This window comes from Parapedobacter sp., from assembly GCF_053550995.1.
On sequence record NZ_JBMQOC010000010.1, the window covers coordinates 1 to 20,117 of the forward strand.

At 48.7% G+C, this 20,117-nt stretch carries 16 protein-coding genes; 9 read left to right on the forward strand and 7 right to left on the reverse strand.

Going from position 1 to position 20,117, the window contains the following annotated elements; all coding sequences use genetic code 11:
* Window positions 1-1,181 (forward strand): cysteine--tRNA ligase (locus ACO1NT_RS01035; RefSeq protein WP_449046478.1); only part of this gene is annotated, 1,181 nt, incomplete at its 5' end.
* A gap of 21 nt (window positions 1,182-1,202) precedes the next feature.
* Window positions 1,203-2,060, forward strand: a complete 858-nt coding sequence (locus ACO1NT_RS01040) for a DUF4440 domain-containing protein (RefSeq protein WP_449046479.1) — start codon at window positions 1,203-1,205, stop codon at window positions 2,058-2,060.
* Between the two features lie 90 nt (window positions 2,061-2,150).
* Here the strand turns inward: ACO1NT_RS01040 and ACO1NT_RS01045 are convergent, their stop codons facing one another.
* Together ACO1NT_RS01045 and ACO1NT_RS01050 are read right to left on the reverse strand one after the other, a co-directional pair.
* A complete protein-coding gene (locus tag ACO1NT_RS01045) occupies window positions 2,151-3,536 on the reverse strand; it encodes a peptidylprolyl isomerase (RefSeq protein ID WP_449046480.1) in 1,386 nt (461 codons plus the stop codon).
* Complete coding sequence (locus ACO1NT_RS01050; protein WP_449046481.1) at window positions 3,537-4,301, reverse strand: peptidylprolyl isomerase; 765 nt, start codon at window positions 4,299-4,301, stop codon at window positions 3,537-3,539. It abuts the gene before it with no gap.
* A gap of 300 nt (window positions 4,302-4,601) precedes the next feature.
* Between ACO1NT_RS01050 and ACO1NT_RS01055 the strand changes: the two genes are divergently transcribed.
* Both ACO1NT_RS01055 and ACO1NT_RS01060 read left to right on the forward strand, forming a co-directional pair.
* A complete protein-coding gene (locus ACO1NT_RS01055) occupies window positions 4,602-5,771 on the forward strand; it encodes a Gfo/Idh/MocA family protein (RefSeq protein WP_449046482.1) in 1,170 nt (389 codons plus the stop codon).
* 56 nt (window positions 5,772-5,827) lie between these two features.
* Window positions 5,828-6,883, forward strand: coding sequence for a sugar phosphate isomerase/epimerase family protein (locus ACO1NT_RS01060; protein WP_449046483.1), 1,056 nt, complete (start codon window positions 5,828-5,830; stop codon window positions 6,881-6,883).
* Between the two features lie 31 nt (window positions 6,884-6,914).
* Here ACO1NT_RS01060 and ACO1NT_RS01065 read toward each other — a convergent pair whose 3' ends face one another.
* Together ACO1NT_RS01065 and ACO1NT_RS01070 are read right to left on the reverse strand one after the other, a co-directional pair.
* Window positions 6,915-7,550 (reverse strand): outer membrane lipoprotein carrier protein LolA, encoded by a 636-nt coding sequence (locus ACO1NT_RS01065; protein ID WP_449046485.1) that lies wholly within the window; start codon window positions 7,548-7,550, stop codon window positions 6,915-6,917.
* Entirely contained in the window at window positions 7,537-8,241 is a 705-nt protein-coding gene (locus ACO1NT_RS01070) for a polysaccharide deacetylase family protein (RefSeq protein WP_449046486.1), read from the reverse strand. The genes ACO1NT_RS01065 and ACO1NT_RS01070 overlap by 14 nt, the downstream gene beginning before the upstream one ends.
* Before the next feature lie 601 nt (window positions 8,242-8,842).
* Here ACO1NT_RS01070 and ACO1NT_RS01075 point away from each other — a divergent pair.
* From ACO1NT_RS01075 to tpx, 5 genes are all read left to right on the forward strand, one after another.
* Window positions 8,843-12,028, forward strand: a complete 3,186-nt coding sequence (locus tag ACO1NT_RS01075) for a SusC/RagA family TonB-linked outer membrane protein (protein WP_449046487.1) — start codon at window positions 8,843-8,845, stop codon at window positions 12,026-12,028.
* A gap of 17 nt (window positions 12,029-12,045) precedes the next feature.
* Window positions 12,046-13,965, forward strand: coding sequence for a RagB/SusD family nutrient uptake outer membrane protein (locus ACO1NT_RS01080; protein WP_449046488.1), 1,920 nt, complete (start codon window positions 12,046-12,048; stop codon window positions 13,963-13,965).
* Window positions 13,966-13,993: 28 nt separating this feature from the next.
* Complete coding sequence (locus tag ACO1NT_RS01085; protein WP_449046490.1) at window positions 13,994-15,157, forward strand: DUF5000 domain-containing lipoprotein; 1,164 nt, start codon at window positions 13,994-13,996, stop codon at window positions 15,155-15,157.
* 24 nt (window positions 15,158-15,181) lie between these two features.
* Window positions 15,182-16,297, forward strand: coding sequence for a DUF4998 domain-containing protein (locus ACO1NT_RS01090; protein WP_449046492.1), 1,116 nt, complete (start codon window positions 15,182-15,184; stop codon window positions 16,295-16,297).
* Window positions 16,298-16,495: 198 nt separating this feature from the next.
* Window positions 16,496-16,996: a thiol peroxidase gene (gene tpx / locus ACO1NT_RS01095; RefSeq protein ID WP_449046493.1), complete on the forward strand. Its 501-nt coding sequence runs from the start codon at window positions 16,496-16,498 to the stop codon at window positions 16,994-16,996.
* 28 nt (window positions 16,997-17,024) lie between these two features.
* On the opposite strand, the gene ACO1NT_RS01100 is transcribed toward tpx, so the two are convergent.
* From ACO1NT_RS01100 to ACO1NT_RS01110, 3 genes are all read right to left on the reverse strand, one after another.
* Complete coding sequence (locus tag ACO1NT_RS01100; protein WP_449046494.1) at window positions 17,025-17,522, reverse strand: hypothetical protein; 498 nt, start codon at window positions 17,520-17,522, stop codon at window positions 17,025-17,027.
* 60 nt (window positions 17,523-17,582) lie between these two features.
* Window positions 17,583-19,229 carry a glucose-6-phosphate isomerase gene (gene pgi, locus ACO1NT_RS01105; RefSeq protein ID WP_449046495.1) on the reverse strand — a complete coding sequence of 549 codons (1,647 nt, stop codon included), beginning with the start codon at window positions 19,227-19,229 and terminating at the stop codon, window positions 17,583-17,585.
* A 14-nt stretch (window positions 19,230-19,243) separates the two neighbouring features.
* A partial coding sequence (locus tag ACO1NT_RS01110) for a M28 family peptidase (protein WP_449046496.1) occupies window positions 19,244-20,117 on the reverse strand: 874 nt, incomplete at its 5' end.

A 20,117-nucleotide genomic window follows, 5' to 3' on the forward strand; every position in this document is an offset into this window, starting at 1 on the left:
AGTTGGAGCCCATGGAGATTGTGCAGAAGTACACGCTGGGATTCCATGAGGTGCTACGGCTGTTCAATACGCTGCCTCCTAGCATCGAGCCTACGGCCACGGGCCATATTTCCGAGCAGATTGAGATGGTGAATGAAATCATGAACCAAGGCTATGCTTACGAGGTGAACGGAACGGTGTATTTTGATGTCGAAAAGTATGTCAAAACATACGATTACACCATCTTGACCAATCGCAAACTCGACGACATGCTCAACAATACCCGGCAGCTCAATGGCCAGGACGAAAAGCGCGGCCGACTTGATTTTGCCCTTTGGATCAAAGCTAAACCGGAACACATTATGCGTTGGCCTTCGCCTTGGGGCGTTGGCTTCCCGGGTTGGCACATCGAATGTTCGGCGATGAGCAATAAATACCTGGGTGATCGGTTCGATATCCACGGCGGTGGGATGGACTTGGCCGCCACGCACCATACCAACGAAATTGCCCAGTCGCAAGCGTGCAACCATACCCAGCCGGCGACCTATTGGATGCACACCAATATGTTGACAGTTAACGGTACACGCATGTCCAAGTCTGCCGGTAACGGTTTCCTGCCACAGGAACTTTTCAGTGGTAGCCATCCGTTGTTGAAACGTGGATACTCACCCATGGCTGTTCGCTTTTTTATGTTACAAGCGCATTACCGGAGTACACTCGACTTCTCCAATGAAGCCTTGGATGCGGCAGACAAAGGTTATAAAAGGCTCATGAATGCCATGGCGCTATTACCTAAGCTGAAAGCGACAGCGAAAAAGGCCGATGTGCCTATCGACGGGTTGAAGCAGCGTTGTTATGCGGCAATGGGCGATGATTTCAATAGCCCGGTGCTGATTGCCGAACTGTTCGAAGCGGTGCGCATCGTCAATAGCGTATATGATGGCAAACTGGCCATCGATGAGTCCACATTAACCGCACTCAAAATGTTGATGCAGGATTTCGTTCATGATGTGCTGGGTTTGGTTGATGACCATACCGGATCTGATGATTTCGAAAGGCTGATGGATGTTGTTATCGGTCTTCGCAACGACGCGAAACAACATAAAGATTATGCCCTATCAGATCGGATACGTGAAGGCTTGAACACGATGGGTGTCCAGCTCAAAGACAGCAAGGAAGGTACACTTTGGAATAAGATTTGAATGGTTGAGCGAATGGCCGTTATGAATAGGATTGGTTTCATTGTTTTGTTTGTTGTTACCGCCCATTCGGTAGCAGCGCAGGTTTTGGGGAAAGTGGGCAGCTTGTTGATGGCCGACCGGACCGCGGCGCGGCTATCCGAAACGCAGGGGCCATATGCTGCTTTTATGTCTGTTGTGGACCGGAATTCCACGTTTTTCACCCCATCGCCGACCGATGCGTTGGCGTACTTGGAGAACCGGCCGAATATTCCCGACGTGATGACGTGGCGGCCAACCTTTGCAGCTATTGCCAAAAGCATGGAATGGGGCGTAACGGCCGGTACGCTTTCCTTCCAACGTATCGGAGCGGTCAAACGGTATGGCGAGTACCTTACCGTTTGGCGGCGCGATCGCAAAGGCAATTGGAAAATCGACCTCCGCGCCCAGATTGAACACAAAGGTGGTAACAACGAACCCGATCTGCACTACGTAGAACCTGACAAAAAGGATTATACCCGGTTTAAAACCAAGGAACGGATACAACAGCGGAAGGAAATCGTGATGAGCAACGACCAACTGCTTTCTACCGTATTGAAAACAGACGCCGCCATAGCTTACGGTGAGTTTTTGGCGGAAGATGCACGGCTTTATTTCCCATGGAAAACCCCTATTATCGGTAAATCAGCTATCCTCGATTTCGTAAAGGAACAAGATCTGGCCGTGCAGGCGAAATCATTGGTGGCTAGTCGATCCTATAGCGGCGAGCTTGCTTATTCTTACGGTGAAGCTTCCATAGCGACGGCTTCCTCAGAAACGCTGAAATGTAATTACGTGCGGATATGGCAGTTGCAGCCTGACTTTCAATGGCGGGTTATTATAGAGATGTTATTTGAGGCGTAAGTCGCTGTGCGTTCGTTTTATACCTTAAGCAAACAGCAAACGGCAAACGACACATAACAAATAGCAAATAGCAAACAGCAAAAAAGCCACTTACAGCTTCGCCACTGCAGCCTCGCTATCCTTCAGCCAAATCTTCAAATCATCGCAATCGTGATATGCTTCGTTGATGTTGATAAAAGTTGTTTCGCGGCGGCTTTCGAACCATTTACTGAGTTCACGGTTAATCTTATCCTGTAGGGCCGCTTCCTTGATTTTCGCAAAATCCATATCAAGGTTGGCTTGGTGGGGTGGCGTCCGCGACTTCAAGTACGTAAACCGGTATCCCGTTTTTCCGGTGGTACGGTCTGTAAATTGTGCGGGCCTTGAATATTCACCAGGCTGAAGTGTGTCTATGGCCGTGAAGATGTTGGCATCCAGCTTGTCTGCCGGAATGAGCGTTGTACGGCTCTGCTGGTTTTCCAAGTTGAGCAGCATACCGCCGTTATATTTGGTCTCTTTGTTGTCGGAATACTCCGTGGCAGCGCTATAAAAATCGAGTTTATCGTTCACCACTTTTTCATAGATACTGTCGATATGCGCTTCGGCTCGCTGCAAACTCGCGGGGGTGGGTTTAATTTGAATAAGGATATGCCGCGTATGCACCTCTTCCCCCCGGCGCTCCAGCACCTCGAGGAAATGGAAGCCATGTTCGGACTCGAATACCGGCGAAACCTCCCCGGGTTTCATCCGGAAAGATACCGCAGAATATTCTTTAACCATCATATCCCGTGTATGGAAGCCGAGGTCGCCACCATATGGTGCGGAGCCTTTATCTTGAGAATATAACCGCGCTATCGTCGCAAAGTCGGACCCGTCCACCACCTGCTGGCGGAGCTCCTCGGCACGGTCACGGAACTGCTGCTTTTCCTCGCGCGTGAGTTGGGGGAACACGACCAGCTCACCTACCTCTACCTCGGTGTTGAAATAGGGGAGGCTGTCGGTGCCTAACGACTCGAAATACCGTCGCACTTCTAACGGAGTTACATCAATGCCCGATACAATATTTTGCTGCATTTTGTTGGCCTTCAGTTGTTCGTACACACTGGGGCGCATTTCCTCCTTATATTGGAGCAATGAACGGTTGAGGAATTGCTCGAGGCGTTCCTGTCCGCCTGCCTGGCTCGACATGTACCTTAGGCGGGCGTTGATATTGTCGTCCACCTCGCTTTCACTTACTTCGATCGAGTCGATAGCCGCCTGTTGGGCAAGCAATTTCTGAGTAAGCTGTTGTTGCAGGATGTAGCATTTGATGTCTTCGTTGGCCTTATTGCCCTGGGCTAAGTGCTGGGCATATTGCATTTCGATTTCCGATTCAAGGATGATATTGGACCCAACCACTGCGGCCACCCGGTCAATGACCTGGGGTTCTTGGGCCGAAGCCCAGTGGGATGTACCGATGGATGCTAAAACCAGGAAAATGCAGCTATATCTACTCATTTAATTGTATATTTCAATGTTGTTCTTCTCGCGGGCGTCGGCTACGATGCTCCGCTGCATGTGATCAATAAGATCAATCTTACGTTTGTTCAAAATTAAATTGCGAACCTGTCCGTGCACCAATGGTAATGGCGACCGTTCATCCCTCAATTTCGAGTCGTGCAAAATTATCAGATATAATTCATTATTTTCAATTATTTCAAAAATTCGCCCCGTCTGCCCGTAATCTGCCTCATCGATCCGTCCAAGCGGAATTTCCTTCACCACGTCCGCGGCATAGTGCCACGAGGTATCAAGCAGCGCATAGTCTGATGCATACATAGCGCAATATTTGGTCAGCAGGTCCTGCGCTTCAAAGTCGGGCGAAACCAAGAGCCGCTTTACCCGCTCTAGTTCGGGAGCATCGGTACGCAGTCGGATATAGGAACGTTTGAAGATAGGCTGTTGTAAGGTGAAGAGCTCCGGCCGGTCATCGTAATACTGCCTGACTTCATCGTCCGTCACCACGGTGTCCAGTTTCTGGCCCACCAAAGCTTGTTCATATGCATATACGATGAGACCATTCTTATAGGTTTCAACCTGTTTGTTGAGCTGCTCGGTATTGATGTTGACATTCCGTTGGGCGTGGTAGAGCAGCGCCTGCTGGCGTAGCCATTGTTCAATATAGGCACGTACCAATTGCGTGCTGTCATCGCCGGTTACACCAGCGGGAACAATACCTTTCAGGTCATCAGGGTAAAGAAATTGATCAAATGATCGTGCCACTGGCTTTGGTTTTTCATGGTTGCAAGCCGAAAGCAACGAGGTGAGCATCAAAATTGACCATACAAACACCCTGAACATTAGCTTTTCCATGCAACGCGCGCAACCTAACTATACAAGTGGCTAAAATACACATTCATGGCCAATGCCCGATGAATTTAACCATTTTTAACACATTTGAGGCTTCGGCGGTGGCCGTTGCAAAATCTTTGTAGCAATATGCGCGATTCTTTACATTAATGTTATTTTTGTGGATAATGCCAACGATAGCAATGAATCATTTACAACAAAATCAGCATAATTATGGTCAGTAATCCAATCAATCGTAAACTCAGGATGGGGATGGTAGGCGGCGGCAAGGGGGCCTTCATCGGTGAAATCCACCGCATCGCGGCGGCGATGGATGGTCAGATCGAATTGGTGTGCGGCGCATTCAGTTCAAACCCGGCGCGTTCAAAGGAGAGCGGCGAATCACTCTATCTTCCTGCCAACCGTGTGTATGGGAGCTATCACGAAATGATAGCAGCCGAGCGCGAACTTCCGGAAGGCGAACGTATGGATTTCGTCAGTATTGTTACGCCCAACCATGTGCATTTCGAACCGGCTATGCTCGCACTGGAAAACGGTTTCCACGTGGTACTGGACAAACCGATGACCCTCGACCTGCAGGAAGCCAAACAATTGCAACAGAAAGTAGAAGAGACTGGACTGCTCTTTTTGCTTACACATACTTATGTCGGTTATCCGATGGTGCGGCAGGCTCGTAAGCTGGTACGCGATGGCGTGTTCGGTAAACTCCGCAAGGTCTATGTGGAGTATCCGCAGGGGTGGCTCAGCAGGCCATCGGAACAATCGGGCGATAAGCAAGCGGCGTGGCGTACCGACCCGAGCAAGTCGGGCAAGAGTGGCTGCATGGGCGATATCGGTACCCACGCGCTGCACCTTGCGGAGTTTATTTCCGGCTTGCGCACCACCCAGTTGTGTGCCTCGTTGTACACATTTGTGGAAGGACGCCGGTTGGAAGACGATGGGAATATCCTCTTGCAGTTTGATAATGGTGCCAGCGGTGTGCTGATGGCCTCGCAAGTAGCGGCCGGCGAGGAGAATGCCTTGAAAGTGCGTATCTATGGCGAGCATGGCGGACTCGAATGGAACCAGCAGGAACCTAATACGCTAACGGTGAAATGGCTGGACGAACCCACCCAGCTATACCGTGCGGGGGGCAATGCCGCCATTTCGCCGGAGGCACGTGCTTTTTGCCGTACCCCCGTGGGGCATCCGGAGGGTTACCTCGAGGCTTTTGCAAATTTGTACCGTAGTTTTGCCAGCGCATGGCGCGCACGCCGTGGCGGCAAAGGCAACGAAGGAGCAGATTTCCCTTCGGTTGCCGATGGCGTGCGTGGAATGGCTTTCCTCGACAATGTACTGCGTAGCAACGAAAGCACTGAAAAGTGGACTCCCTTTACGGTGTAGGGTGGTGTGATCCGCGATAAAAATGAATCGATTAATTTTTTAAACTCAAAGTAATTATGCAAACAATTAAAGGTCCCGGTATTTTCCTTGCCCAGTTTTTGGGTGATCAGCAACCATTCAATTCGCTCGAATCCATTTGTCGCTGGGCGAAGGATTTAGGATTTAAAGGTGTGCAGATACCTACGTGGGCTACGGACTACTTCGACCTGCAAAAGGCGGCGGAGAGCAAGACTTACGCCGATGAGATTAAGGGGTTGGTCAATGAGATCGGCCTGGAGATAACAGAATTGTCTACGCATCTGCAAGGGCAGCTCGTAGCGGTGCACCCCGCATACGACGATCAGTTCGACGGTTTTGCACCCGCGCAATACCACCATAATCCCAAGGCGCGTACCGAATGGGCCGTGCAGCAATTGAAATACGCCGCTAAGGCCTCGGCCAACCTCGGTCTGAATGCCCATGCTACCTTCAGCGGCGCGTTATTATGGCAAACGGTGTACCCGTGGCCGCAGCGCCCACAAGGGCTGGTGGATACCGGCTTTACCGAACTAGCTAAGCGCTGGCGGCCCATATTGGATGCGTTTGATGAGCAAGGCGTGGATGTATGCTATGAAATTCACCCGGGGGAAGACCTGCACGACGGGGTAAGCTATGAGCGGTTCCTCGAAAAGGTAGATAATCACCCGAGGGCCTGTTTGTTATATGATCCCTCGCATTTCGTGTTGCAATGCCTGGATTACCTCGCATATATCGACCATTACCACGAACGTATCAAGGCGTTCCATGTGAAAGATGCCGAGTTCAATCCCACGGGAAAACAGGGCGTATACGGTGGTTACTCCGGTTGGGTGGAACGTGCCGGGCGATTCCGTTCATTGGGCGACGGTCAGGTTGATTTCAAAGCGATATTCAGCAAGCTGACGGCTTACGACTTCAAAGGTTGGGCCGTGATGGAGTGGGAATGTGCACTGAAGCATCCCGAGGACGGTGCCCGCGAAGGTTCGGTATTCATCAATGACCACATCATCCGTGTTACGGAGAAGACATTCGATGATTTTGCCGGCGGTGAAGCCGACGAAGCCAGTAACCGGCGCCTGCTGGGCTTGGCATAACCGGTGGTTATTTGAGGGTTGGACGACGTCGTTAAGGTTGGAACGTTGCGTCTGGTACTGATGCGTTTTTCCGGTGGTTGGTGAAGGCAAGTTTCGTGCTGTCCCCCGCCGGGTCGGTAAGCGTAACCTGGTTAAGCAGCAGGCTGGTGCCGTCGAAAACCAGTTCCACTTGTTGGATATATCTGCTAAGGCCTTTGTCTTTCGGTACCAATACGGCTACATAATTGGATTTGTCGCGGTAATAGGCGATGTCGAAGCGACTTTCGTCGAGTATATCGCTGCCCTGTAGGGAACCTACCAAGAGGTCGTTCAACCCTTTCATCCGCCGGTTGGCGGCTAGCTTCGTTGTTTTGGTGCGGCCGCTTTCTATGGTATGCATCGTTTGGCCATCGAAAATGATCGCATAGTTGGTAGGTGATTCATATTCCCACCGTATTTTGCCCGGTGCTTTGAAAGATAGCTTTCCCGTGGAGCGGATGGCCTTGTCCATGTAACTGACCTGCTTGGTTTGGATAAAGTCGCTTTGCAGCGATCGCAGGCTTTTGGTGCTGGCGGTTACTTTTGCTTTCAGTGCGGTTGATTCTTCTACGCTGAGTGCCTCGCGTTGGGCAAAGCCGGCGGTGCAGCACAGCAACAGGGTCAAGGCGAGTATGTTATGTTTGAGCATATGCATCCTGATCGATTAATTGAGCCACGGTAACCAATGGGTAGCCGCGCTGGCGGAGTTGGGGCAACAACTGTTCCAAAACCGGTACAATCCGGTCGTGCGTATCGTGTAATAAGATTATATCTCCGGGCGCCATATTTCGAAGTATGGTACGGACGATGCGGACCGGTGAGCGTCGTTTCAAGGTGTCGTAGGGGCGCACGCGCCAGCCGATCACCCGGTGGCCGCTTATGTGGATAGCGTTGGCAAGGTGCGGCGTGGTTACACCATAGGGCGGCCGGAAAAACCTTGGTCTGCGGTGGATGGCCAGCTCGATAGCCGTGTCGGTTTGCTGCAACTCGCCCAACCAACCCCTTTTACCATGGAAATCGATGGTAGGAGCATGGGAAAACGAGTGGTTGCCCACGGTGTGACCCGCGTCATGGATTTGCTTCACGATATCAGGGTGCTTTATCACGTTTTTCCCGATACAGAAAAAGGTGGCTTTCGCATTGTGACGGCTCAGCAATTCCAATACCCGTGGCGTATAAACCGGATGGGGGCCGTCGTCGAAAGTGAGGGCAATCCGTTGGCCTTCGGCGTTGCCTTTATGTATGGCTTTGAGGAAAAAGTTCGCTTGGATGCGAAAGGCACCCCAAGCGATGATGGCTATGCCGATGATGACTAATATAACCAATACACCACCGATCATTGTCGTAATGAAGATTTTTTATTCATTCCCCTGTGTGTGTTTTTTTAACATCATGACGGTTTCAAGTGTTACGGAATCATCATGGGCGAACACGCATATTTTTATATGTCTTCGGCTGGCTAAAGGTATGGAAAATCCGTTGATAACTTGTGATGAAACGGAAAGCCTTTTGTTTTACGATGACACCAGCTTGCGCTTGTTCGCAAGGACGATTAATCATCCATATTTTTAAGTGCGGTTGCCGGAGTGTTTTTTTGAAATCGCAATTAATTGCACATTTTTTTGCAATTCAATAAATTATCCATACATTCGCTTTTGACCAATAACGTGCGTTGCACACTTAATGTAACATAGCGTGGAGGGCTTAAATAGATGATTAACCTTTTATTGTTAACCTTTTAGATGAATCTGGATGATTGATAATTACCATTGACCATTGACTAAACATCATTTGTCTTAATCGCTTTTTTTGATTTAGATTGTCTAACCAATTAGTGTTTTGGAGGTGGGACGACCTATTCCGTGCCACTTAATGACTATATTAAAGCTATTTAATTATATAACAACCAGTCAATTAACTAAATTTATGGAGAAGTATCGTATGAGAAAACGAACAACAGCCTATTCGATTTGGCTAGCCTTGTTTTTATTTTTTGCCTTTTTAGTTTCGCCGGCTATTCATGTAAGAGCTGGCGTGTTTTATCAACAAAATCAACAACAGAATCAACAACGGGTAAAAGGCAAAGTAACCGATGAAGGAGGAGACGTTGTCGCTGGAGCAACGATCTCGATTAAAGGAAGTACCCGCGGGGTGATGACCGATGAGTCCGGTGATTTCGTGTTGGACGATATTCCACTCAATACGGTCTTGGTGGCCACATTCCTCGGAATGGTTCCAGAAGAAGTAGTCTATACTGGACAAAAAGAGCTGAATATTGTGCTCAAATTCCAGGCGAGCGAATTGGACGAAGTAACGATTGTTGCTTTTGGTAAGCAAAAAAAGGAAAGTGTTTTAGGTTCGATTACGACTGTCAAACCGAGTGAGTTAAGAGTACCCAGCAGTAACCTGACCACTGCTTTTGCCGGTCGCGTGGCTGGTTTGATATCCTATCAGCAGAGCGGGGAGCCGGGAAGGGACAATGCCAGTTTCTTTATACGGGGTATTACCACTTTTGGGGCGGACGCAAAGAAAGATCCATTGATCCTTATTGATGGGGTAGAGCTTACAACTGAAGATTTAGCTCGTCTCAACACAGACGATATAGCCAGTTTTTCAATCATGAAGGATGCTACGGCAACGGCACTGTATGGAGCGCGTGGAGCGAATGGGGTTATTGCCGTGACAACCAAGGAAGGGAAAGAAGGGAAAGTCCAAATCAATGTCAGGGCTGAAAATTCATTCTCCTCCCCGACGCAGCGGATAGACATTGCAGATCCGGTAACCTTTATGCGTATGCACAATGAGGCGATCAAAACACGCGATCCATTGGGTATACCTATCTATTCGCAGGAAAAAGTTATTATGACCGAGCGCGGGCTCTATCCGGATATCTTTCCTGCCACCGATTGGTACGATGCGATGTTTGAAGATGTGATATCCAACCAGCGCGTCAACCTAAGTTTAAGTGGTGGGGGGAAGGTAGCGAGATATTATGTGGCCGCAAACGTTACGCAAGACAACGGGAACATGAAAGTCGACAACCGGAATAATTTCAATTCCAACATTAGCCTGACAAAGTATTCCGCCCGTTCCAATGTGAATGTAAATGTGACCAACACGACGGAACTGATCCTTCGTTTGAATGTGACGTTTGATGAATATACCGGCCCGATAGATGGGGGGACGCAAATGTATAACAAGGTAATGCAGGCTAATCCCGTGCTTTTCAAGCCTTATTACGAGCCTGATCCACAGTTTGCTTATGCCAAACATATCTTGTTCGGAAACTACGGGAATGCCGGGTATATCAATCCATATGCAGAATCCTTGAAAGGTTATCGGGATTATAGTAAAAATCAGGCGTTAACGCAATTTGAACTTAAGCAGGATTTGGCCTCGCTGACGGAAGGGCTTAGCTTTCGGGCGTTGTTTAACATGAATCGGTATTCGGAATACACGGTTGATCGGCAATATTTCCCTTTTTATTATGATTTGCAATCCTACAATTTGACGGATCAGAGTTATGAATTGCAACGGTTGAACCCCACCAGTGGTACCGAATACATCAATTATATCCCCCGTGAACGATATATCAACACCGTATTCTATTTGGAAAGCGCAGTTGATTACAACAGAACCTTCCGTGACGTCCACAACTTGGGCGGATTGTTGGTTTATACGATGAGAAGCCAAAAACAAGGTATTTCGGACAACCTGCAACTATCATTGCCTAGTCGGAATATGGGCGTTTCCGGCCGTTTGACCTATAATTATGACTCCCGGTATTTTGCCGAGTTTAATTTTGGATATAATGGATCTGAACGTTTTTCGGCGAACAACCGTTGGGGATTCTTCCCCTCCGCCGGCTTTGCCTGGATGGTGTCCAACGAGCCTTTCTTCGAACCCATGAGCGATGTATTTAGCCAATTAAAACTCAAAGGTACTTACGGATTAGTGGGTAACGACGGTATTGGAAGTGGCTATGACCGCTTCTACTATTTATCAGAAGTGAACATGAATGCGGGGCGACTGGTAAACTGGGGAACCCAACTAAATCATAATCCATTAGGCATAAGCATCTCCAGATATGCCAACGACAGAATCGGTTGGGAAACGGCTTATAAAACAAATATTGGACTTGAGGCCTCTACGGTCGGCGGTCTATCTACAACGATCGAGTTTTTTAAGGAGAGAAGGGAAAACATCCTGTTGAATCGTGTTATCCCATCGACCATGGGAATTATTCCTGATGTAAAGGCCAACTTGGGCAAAGCCGAAGGACAAGGGGTTGATATGGAGCTGAACTATGAAAAGATTGTGAACCCGGACCTTTGGTTCACGGGGCGGGGCACCTTCACCTATGCCACAAGTAAAGCCATAGAATGGGAAGAACCGGACTATTCGGCAACCCCGTGGTTATCGAAAATCGGCCAACCTTTGGGCCAGGAATGGGGATTTGTGGCGGAACGCCTCTTTGTGGACGACGAAGAAGTCGAAAATTCGCCCACCCAATTCGGTACCTACCAAGCAGGCGATATTAAGTATAAAGATATCAATGCCGATGGGAAAATTACCGATTTGGATAAAGTTCCTATCGGTTTTCCCACCACTCCGGAAATCAACTACGGGTTCGGTTTGTCCATGGGCTATAAATCGTTTGACGTGTCTTTTTTCTTCCAAGGTTCAGCGCGCCAGTCCTTTTGGGTTGATTTAAAGAGAACAACGCCGTTTCTCGACGGAAACTCCGGCTTGGGTGACGATGATGGTTTGATAGGCCATAATGCGATTATACAGGCTTATGCCGATAGTTATTGGTCAGCCGAGAATAGAGACGTATATGCGTTGTGGCCACGGCTTGCCAACTATGAGATAGAGAACAACAGGCAACAAAGTACGTGGTTTATGCAGGATGCGACTTTTTTACGTTTGAAATCCGCGGAGATAGGGTATACCCTGCCTCAAACATTGACAAAGAGATTCTATGTGCAAAATCTTCGGCTTTATGCCAGTGGAACCAACTTGATGTCTTGGAGCGGGTTTAAATTGTGGGATCCGGAAATGGCCGGAAACGGATTGGGATATCCGGTACAACGTGTAATCAACCTCGGATTGACCGTAAATTTATAATAAGCATGGAAAGTAATATGAAATCAACGTTGAAGAAATATATAGGCTCGTTAGTGATATTGCTAACGATTTGCTCTTGCAATTACCTGGATGTGGTACCAGACAACATTGCAACCTTGGATAATGCCTTTTCTGACCGATATACCACCGAGCAATATTTGGCAACCTGTTATTGGGGAATGCCGAAATCCGCCGGTTGGAATGAGAACCCCGGGATTTTCGGTGCATTGGAAATGTGCTTCAATAAAGAGGGCCAAACATCCGGGGGGATGCAATTTGGCCTCGGGAGAAATAGTGCGACATCTAATCGGATAGATTATTGGGGTGGGAAAGGTGATATGATCCGGTCTTTATATGCCGGAATAAGGGAATGTAATACGTTCCTGGAAAATGTAGGCAAAGTACAAGATTTGAACGCATATGAAAGAGAGCGGATGATTGCGGAAGTAAAGTTGATCAAAGCTTATATGCATTTTTATCTCATCACATTTTATGGACCAATAACCCCTTTGAAAGAGAGTCCTCCGGTAAATGAATCCACCACCAGCGTGCGGGTTACGCGCCAGAAAATAGACGATTGTTTTGCCTATACCTTGGAGCTGATCGATGAAGTGATTGCTAGCGATGCGCTCCCCCTGTTTATTCAAGCCACCTCAACCGAACTCGGGAGATTTACTAAGTCGGCGGCGTATATGCTGAAGGCAAAAGCATTGGTATATTGGGCCAGTCCGTTGTTTAATGGAAATACCGACTACAATAGTTTCCTTGACGAGAATGGCGAACCTTTTTTCAATCAAGTTTATGATGCAACGCGATGGGACAGGGCGGCAGCGGCTTGTAAAGAAGCGATTGACGTATGTGGAGAAGCGGGCATACGCCTTTACCAAGTGGGAGACTATATCACGTCTAAACCGATATCGGATACAACCCGGCTTGTAAACACCCTGCGCAGCAGTGTCAGCGAGCGTTGGAACGTCGAATTGATTTGGGGTAACTCTTCTTATCCTGTAAATTCGGGCTTGCAATCCCCTGCTTTGCCTCGGTTCGAGCAAGGAACATCTTCGTCTTCGAGCGGTAGGATGAGTGTGAGTTTAGCTACGGTTGAAACATTCTATTCTAAAAATGGTGTGCCTATCGAAGAAGATGTCGAGTATGATTATGCCAACCGTTATAATATACGTGTTGGAGATGACGAACATGCACGACTCATACAAAAGGGTGAACAGACGGCGGCGTTGAACTTTGACAGAGAGCCTCGTTTCTATTCCACGTTAGGATTCGACCGTGGCAAATGGTGGGGCAATTCGTATCGCAATGAGCCTGAAAATGACTTGGATGCGTTGTACCCCCGAAATAGGTTCGGTGAGTTTTCGTCCGTATTTAATCCGGGAGATTACAATGCAACCGGATATTGGCCTAAAAAATTAGTCTCTATGAATACGCAATTCAGGGATGCCAATAGTGTTTCCTATGAAACATTCCCGTTCCCGGATATGCGTCTGGCTGATTTGTATCTCTTCTACGCCGAAGCGCTGAATGAAAGCAAGGCGGCCCCTGATGCCGAAGTTTACAAATATATAGACTTGGTTAGGGAAAGAGCCGGTTTGGAAGGGGTGGTGGAAAGTTGGCAACAATATTCAAATAATCCGAGCAAACCCACTACAAAAGCCGGCATGCGCCAAATCATCCAACAGGAACGTAATATAGAATTGGCTTGTGAAGGACATTATTATTGGGATAGTCATCGATGGAAAACGGCCGTGCGCGACCAGAACCGCCTGATCCAAGGTTGGAACGTATCTGCCAGCGATGTGAACGAGTATTATACCGTCACAACGCTGTACGTACAGAAGTTTACATTTAGGGATTATTTTGCCCCGATTCCGGAATACGATCTGGTCAATAACCCGCTCTTGGTTCAAAACCCAGGATGGTAATTTTTTTAACGAATTAAGAAAACGGATAATGAAACGGATAAATTTAGTTCTATTTTCGGTGTTGATTTTATGGTCATGTACTGAGAAGAATTTGGACCCAACCAGCCCTAGCTTAGGAAAACCCGGTGTGATCACCGATGTATCCGTAGAAGCTACCCCCGGTGGGGCCATCGTCACCTATCGTATACCCAACTCGGAGGATATCCTAGGTGTGAAGGCTGTTTACACCATTACCAATGGAAGTACGCAGGAGGTGTCATCCTCATTTTATGATAATAAATTAACCATCGTTGGGTTTAATGACATGTCGGAGCATACGGCAGAGCTTTATGTATTCAACCGGGCCTTGGAACTCTCGGATCCGGTGACCGTAACGTTTACGCCCCTGGAGTCTCCGCTGAGTAAGGTGAGGAAGAGCATGGTGATTGTCAACGACTTCGGTGGAGCGCAATTTCAATGGGCAAATGAGTTGAAGGCACCGATTGTCTTTGATTTTCTTGCAGCCGACTCCGTGGGCCAGATGGTTACCAGACGGATAGCATCGTCGGAGGCGGAGTCGATGCAGCAATCGATACGCGGATTTATGCCCGAGGCAAGAAAATTTGCGGTCGTACTCAGTGACCAATGGGGAAACTATTCGGATACCATCACGGAGACGATTGTTCCGCTATTTGAAGAGGAAATCCCGAAAACCGATATGTCTATCATGAAACTTGGCAATGATGCTAGCTTCACCAATTGGGAGGGGACGGATAATTTTCTAATCGATGATAATACGGAAAATTTTGGCCATTCCGCCAACTCTTCCATTCCGGCACCTTTTACGATAGACTTGGGCGTGGAGGCGAAGCTGAGCCGGATCGTGATGTTTCAGCGGTTTTTTAGCAGCCTTTACTACAATTGGGGAAACCCGAAGGAATTTGAAGTCTATGTTTCGGCAACCAGGCCCGCTCAAAACGGCGATTGGACCGGGTGGACCAAGGTAATGGATTGCGAAATCATCAAACCATCGGGGCTCCCCATATCTGATAATAGTGACGAAGATAAAACGGTGGCCCAAGAAGGACATGAGTTCGCATTCCCGCTGGATTTGCCGCCAGCACGCTATATCCGGATAAAAATATTATCTACATGGGGCGGAACGACATTCACCCATCCTGCGGAGATCGATGTGTTTGGAGAAGTACAGTAATCAAGAAGAATAAAAATCAAAAAAATGAAAGAGACATATAATGTATTTGTGCTTTTCCTGGCCGTTCTCGTGACGTCCTGCGAAAGCTTTATGGATATCCATGAGGAATATGTCAAAGACGGAGAGGTCATCTACGCACCCAAGGTGGATTCCGTACAATTTATTGCCGGTAAAGGACGTGTTGAGTTCGCATTTTGGTTGAAAAACGCGCCGAACGTGAAAAGTGTAGACCTCTATTGGAATTCCATGTCGGACTCCTTGATTACCTCCGTTTCTCCAACAGCCGGTTTGGATAGTTTTTATGTGGAGGTGCCCGACCTGCCGGAAGGTTCTTATACCTTTGAAGTAAAAACACGGGATAATTTCGGGCATAGTTCCTTATACCTCACCGGCTTTGGTAACTCGTACGGCGATTTTTATCAAAGCTCGTTGTTGAATAGAAGGGTGAAAAGCCTTGAATTAACGGAAAGTGGCGGTATTATCGAGTGGTTCGGTGCGACGGAGCGACTGATGTGGACGGACATCAAATATACGACGAATAATGGCGAAACCAATATCGTAAGATTGAATCCCGAGGATGCGCGTATTGTCTGTCCGGATTTTAAGGAGGGAACAAATTTCCAATTCTCATCCGCTTTTATCCCGGAAGAATTTTCTATCGATACCTTTTTCGTAGATTGGGAACAGTATAACGGGATTTACAGATACGACCGTAGTACATGGAGTGTCCTGGAAGTATCAGATGAAACGGCTAGTGATGGTGGCGGTAAAAACACATTACTTGATGGTGATTTGGGTAGTTATTGGCATTCGCAATGGGATGGAGGAAATAAACCCCTTCCGCACTGGGCTATTATCGATATGGGTTCGCCTAAGAAGATTGTTAAAATAGATACGTATAGGCGGCCTGGGAATACAGACGCGAAAACTATTCAGTACTTCGTGAGCCCGGATCCTAATGCAGATGCATCTTCATGGACAAAAATCGGAGAATCGCAATTTGCTTCAGGGGATATGGCAGAGACATCAATAGGCAATTCATCTTCTACGTTATCTGGTCGCTACTTGAAATTGGTGTTGCCTGACAGTAATCGGGATCCATTTACCAGTATAGCCGAAATTTATGTTTACGGCGATTGATGTAGCCGGGTGTACAACATAGATGAATAACAGCTGATTTCACCGTCCATCAGACGGTGAAATCAGTTTGTCATAGGTTTTCCGGATGACCCATGTTTACGGCGCTTCGCGTCCTTCTATATCACCCACCTGTCAACAAATGGGTTTTGCCTTTCAAACGCGGCTGGAATTTGCTATTATTACGGAAAATCAAAAAATATGGCAACAATAGCGTTCAAAGGTACCGAAGTACATACCGCGGGAGCGCTTCCGGGTGTAGGAAGCAAAGCCCCCGATTTTAAATTGATAGCCGGCGATCTATCCACGAAGTCGTTGAGTGATTACCGAGGCAAAAAAGTTATTCTCAACGTTTTCCCGAGCATTGACACAGGTACATGCGCGGCTTCGGTGAGGGCATTCAATGAGAAAGCGGCAGGCTTAGACAACACGGTGGTGCTCTGCATTTCGCGAGACCTGCCTTTTGCACAAGGAAGATTCTGCGCAGCGGAAGGCATCAGCAATGTGGAAACCTTATCGGAGTTCAGGGATAGCAATTTTTCGGATGCCTATCAATTAAAACTTACGGACGGTCCACTGGAAGGTCTTTTGAGCCGCGCCGTGGTGGTCATCGGTGAAGATGGTGTCGTAAAGTATACCGAGCAGGTTGCGGAGGTAACCAACGAGCCCAATTACGATAACGCGCTGGCCGCACTGGCCTAAACAGGGGCCGCACACCCGTTATTAATCATTAATCACACGGTACCGGTTGAAAGATCTGCCCCGCTTCGAAATCGATAGCACCGCGATTTGTAAACCGGTACGTGTTCCCTACTGGTCGTCGGTCACCAAATCCCCGTATCAGATCAACGCCCCGTTTGAGGAATGCTTCCTCGGTGCGGTTGTGGGTGCCTTCGGCTTGGAAGTCGTAAACAACGAACAGCGTATCGCCACGGAACCGGCCTTCAACCGTTCCTTGGCTACCATCTATCTGGTAGTTTTTGAAATGTAGTGTGCCTGAAACGCTGTCGTTTGCTACCGTGATGCTGAGGCGCACAGAGTCCTGTTCGCGCGTGTAAAGATAACACGAGGTCACAACCACCGGAATTACGGTGCCCTGTGGTACGGTGTCGCCCTGTGCCCTGTTCTCGTCTTGAGATGATGCCGGCCCTTGGCAGGCACCGCCAATTAGCAGGGCAGCCGCACCCAATATACCGATTATCATCCGCCAATAATGTTGTTCGCTCATACTAACCAAGCGACAAATTCCGTGCAAGAAATCCGGTTTGTAAAAAAAACCGGTAACGGGTCAGCGCCACGCTTTATAATGGTTGATCAGCCCGTTGGTCGAAGCGTCGTGGGCCGATACCGGTTCATCATTCCGAAGCTCGGGCAGAATCTTGCCAGCCAGCTGTTTGCCGAGTTCCACGCCCCATTGGTCGAAACTGAAAATATTCCAGATGATGCCTTGCACGAAAATCTTGTGCTCATAGAGGGCTATCAGAGCCCCAAGCGTAAAGGGGGTGATCTTCTTCAGGAGGAACGAGTTGCTTGGCCGGTTGCCTTCGAATACTTTAAAGGTTTTCAACCGGGCGATTTCCTCGTTCGGCTTGCCCGCTGCTTTTAGTTCGGCAATTACTTCCGCTTCATCCTTACCATTCATCAGCGCTTCGGTCTGCGCAAAGAAATTGGACAGTAGCAGCGTATGGTGCTCTCCAATGGGATTGTGGCTTTGCGCAGGCGCGATAAAGTCACAGGGAATCAATTTGGTGCCTTGGTGGATGAGCTGGTAAAAGGCATGCTGGCCGTTGGTGCCCGGCTCGCCCCAGATGATAGGGCCCGTTTGGTATTCTACCGGATTACCTTCACGGTCCACGTACTTGCCATTACTTTCCATATCGCCCTGTTGGAAGTACGCCGCAAATCGATGTAAGTATTGGTCATAGGGGAGGATCGCTTGAGTTTCGGCGTCGAAGAAATTGTTATACCAAACGCCAAGAAGCGCCATGATGACCGGAATGTTCTCCTCAAACGGCGTCTCGTGGAAATGCTTGTCGCTGGCGCTTGCCCCTTGGAGCAATTGCTCAAAGTTTCCATAACCGATGCTAAGTACGATGGAAAGCCCGATGGCGCTCCATAATGAATACCGGCCGCCTACCCAATCCCAAAACTCAAACATGTTCTGGGTATCGATACCGAATTCGGCTACCGCTTTGGCATTGGTAGAGAGGGCAACGAAGTGCTTGGCTACGGCATCGGGGTTCGCCCCGCTATCGAGCAGCCACTGCCGTGCGGTGTGCGCATTGGCCATGGTCTCTTGGGTGGTGAAGGTTTTGGAAGCAATGAGGAACAATGTGGTGGCCGGGTCTAGTTTCTTAAGGGCTTCTGCGATATGGGTACCATCCACGTTGGAGACAAAATGGATATTGAGGTGGTTTTTGTAAGGCTTCAGGGCTTCGGTTACCATGACGGGGCCGAGGTCGGAGCCACCGATACCGATATTCACCACGTCGGTGATGGGCTTGCCGGTATGGCCTTTCCAGTCGCCCTCGATGATCCGCTCGGAAAACCCACGCATCTTACTTAATACAGCCTTCACATCGGGCATTACATCTTTTCCATCCACCCGTATGGATCCATCGCCTTGGTAGCGCAACGCGGTGTGGAGCACAGCGCGGCCCTCTGTCTCATTGATGGCCTCGCCGGCGAACATCGCGTTGATGGCATCTTCAAGCCGGCATTCGCGGGCCAGCTGGAGGAGCAGTGCTTTGGTCGTATCATCCATGCGGTTTTTGGAGTAGTCGAACAAGATGTCGCCAAATGTGATCGAAAACTTAGCAAACCGGTCGTTGTCTGCGGCGAAGAGCTCCGTGAGATGTTTCGGCGCAATGTCCACATAGTGGTTGCTGAGGTATTTGTAAGCTTGTGTTGCTGTGAAATTGATACGGGGTAACATAGTATTTCGTTAAATTATTCTTTATTGGAATCCACCACGAGCCGTTTGTCGCGGTTGGCGATTTCCCATGCGGTATGGAAAACGAAGCGGGCGCGCTTGGCAAGCAGTTCGAAATTAATCTTATCTACAGTATCTGCGGGTGTATGGTAGTCGGGATGCAGGCCACTGAAGTAGAAAATTACCGGGATGCCATGCTTAGCAAAGTTATACTGGTCCGAACGATAGTAGATACGCATCGGGTCTTTCGGATCGTCATACATATAATCCAGTTCCATGTGTGTGTACTCGGCATTGGCATCTTCATTGATTGCCTTCAATTCGGAGCTTAATTTGTCCGAGCCGATCACATGCACATAGTTATGGTTGCCGCGGAGGTGCTTGTCGTCAACTCGGCCGATCATATCGGTATTGAGGTTAACGACGGTGTTTTCCAGTGGAAATACGGGGTGGCGCGAGTAGTAGTTAGAGCCCAGCAGCCCTTTTTCTTCGGCGGTGACCGTCATGAAAAGGATGCTGCGCCGTGGGCCGTGGCCGTCGGCTTTCGCTTTGGCGAAAGCGCGGGCAAGTTCCAATATACCTGTGGTACCCGATCCGTTGTCGTCTGCACCGAAGTATATCGTGCCATTCTGGTTACCTTCGTGATCGTAATGGGCAGTAAGTACCAGCACTTCATCCTTAAGGTCTGTGCCTTCGAGGTAGCCCAATACATTGGGTGACGTAAACGGCTCGGTTACCGAACCGAACGTCGTTTTCAGTCGTGCCTTATAGGTTTTGCTTTGCGGTTTACGGGTATTGTCGATGCGCTTGGTCAAAGCGGCAATAGAAGTCTTGGCACGAGCCAACAGCAAGTCGGCCATTGCGGGCGTGATGTTCGCCACGGGTGTACGG

Bases quoted from the DNA above. Each gene is read 5' to 3' on its own strand.
- ACO1NT_RS01040 (WP_449046479.1), top strand. From the start codon at position 1,203: ATGAATAGGATTGGTTTCATTGTTTTGTTTGTTGTTACCGCCCATTCG.
- ACO1NT_RS01045 (WP_449046480.1), bottom strand. From the start codon at position 3,536: ATGAGTAGATATAGCTGCATTTTCCTGGTTTTAGCATCCATCGGTACA.
- ACO1NT_RS01055 (WP_449046482.1), top strand. From the start codon at position 4,602: ATGGTCAGTAATCCAATCAATCGTAAACTCAGGATGGGGATGGTAGGC.
- ACO1NT_RS01060 (WP_449046483.1), top strand. From the start codon at position 5,828: ATGCAAACAATTAAAGGTCCCGGTATTTTCCTTGCCCAGTTTTTGGGT.
- ACO1NT_RS01065 (WP_449046485.1), bottom strand. From the start codon at position 7,550: ATGCTCAAACATAACATACTCGCCTTGACCCTGTTGCTGTGCTGCACC.
- ACO1NT_RS01070 (WP_449046486.1), bottom strand. From the start codon at position 8,241: ATGATCGGTGGTGTATTGGTTATATTAGTCATCATCGGCATAGCCATC.
- ACO1NT_RS01075 (WP_449046487.1), top strand. From the start codon at position 8,843: ATGAGAAAACGAACAACAGCCTATTCGATTTGGCTAGCCTTGTTTTTA.
- ACO1NT_RS01080 (WP_449046488.1), top strand. From the start codon at position 12,046: ATGAAATCAACGTTGAAGAAATATATAGGCTCGTTAGTGATATTGCTA.
- ACO1NT_RS01085 (WP_449046490.1), top strand. From the start codon at position 13,994: ATGAAACGGATAAATTTAGTTCTATTTTCGGTGTTGATTTTATGGTCA.
- ACO1NT_RS01090 (WP_449046492.1), top strand. From the start codon at position 15,182: ATGAAAGAGACATATAATGTATTTGTGCTTTTCCTGGCCGTTCTCGTG.
- tpx (WP_449046493.1), top strand. From the start codon at position 16,496: ATGGCAACAATAGCGTTCAAAGGTACCGAAGTACATACCGCGGGAGCG.
- ACO1NT_RS01100 (WP_449046494.1), bottom strand. From the start codon at position 17,522: ATGAGCGAACAACATTATTGGCGGATGATAATCGGTATATTGGGTGCG.
- pgi (WP_449046495.1), bottom strand. From the start codon at position 19,229: ATGTTACCCCGTATCAATTTCACAGCAACACAAGCTTACAAATACCTC.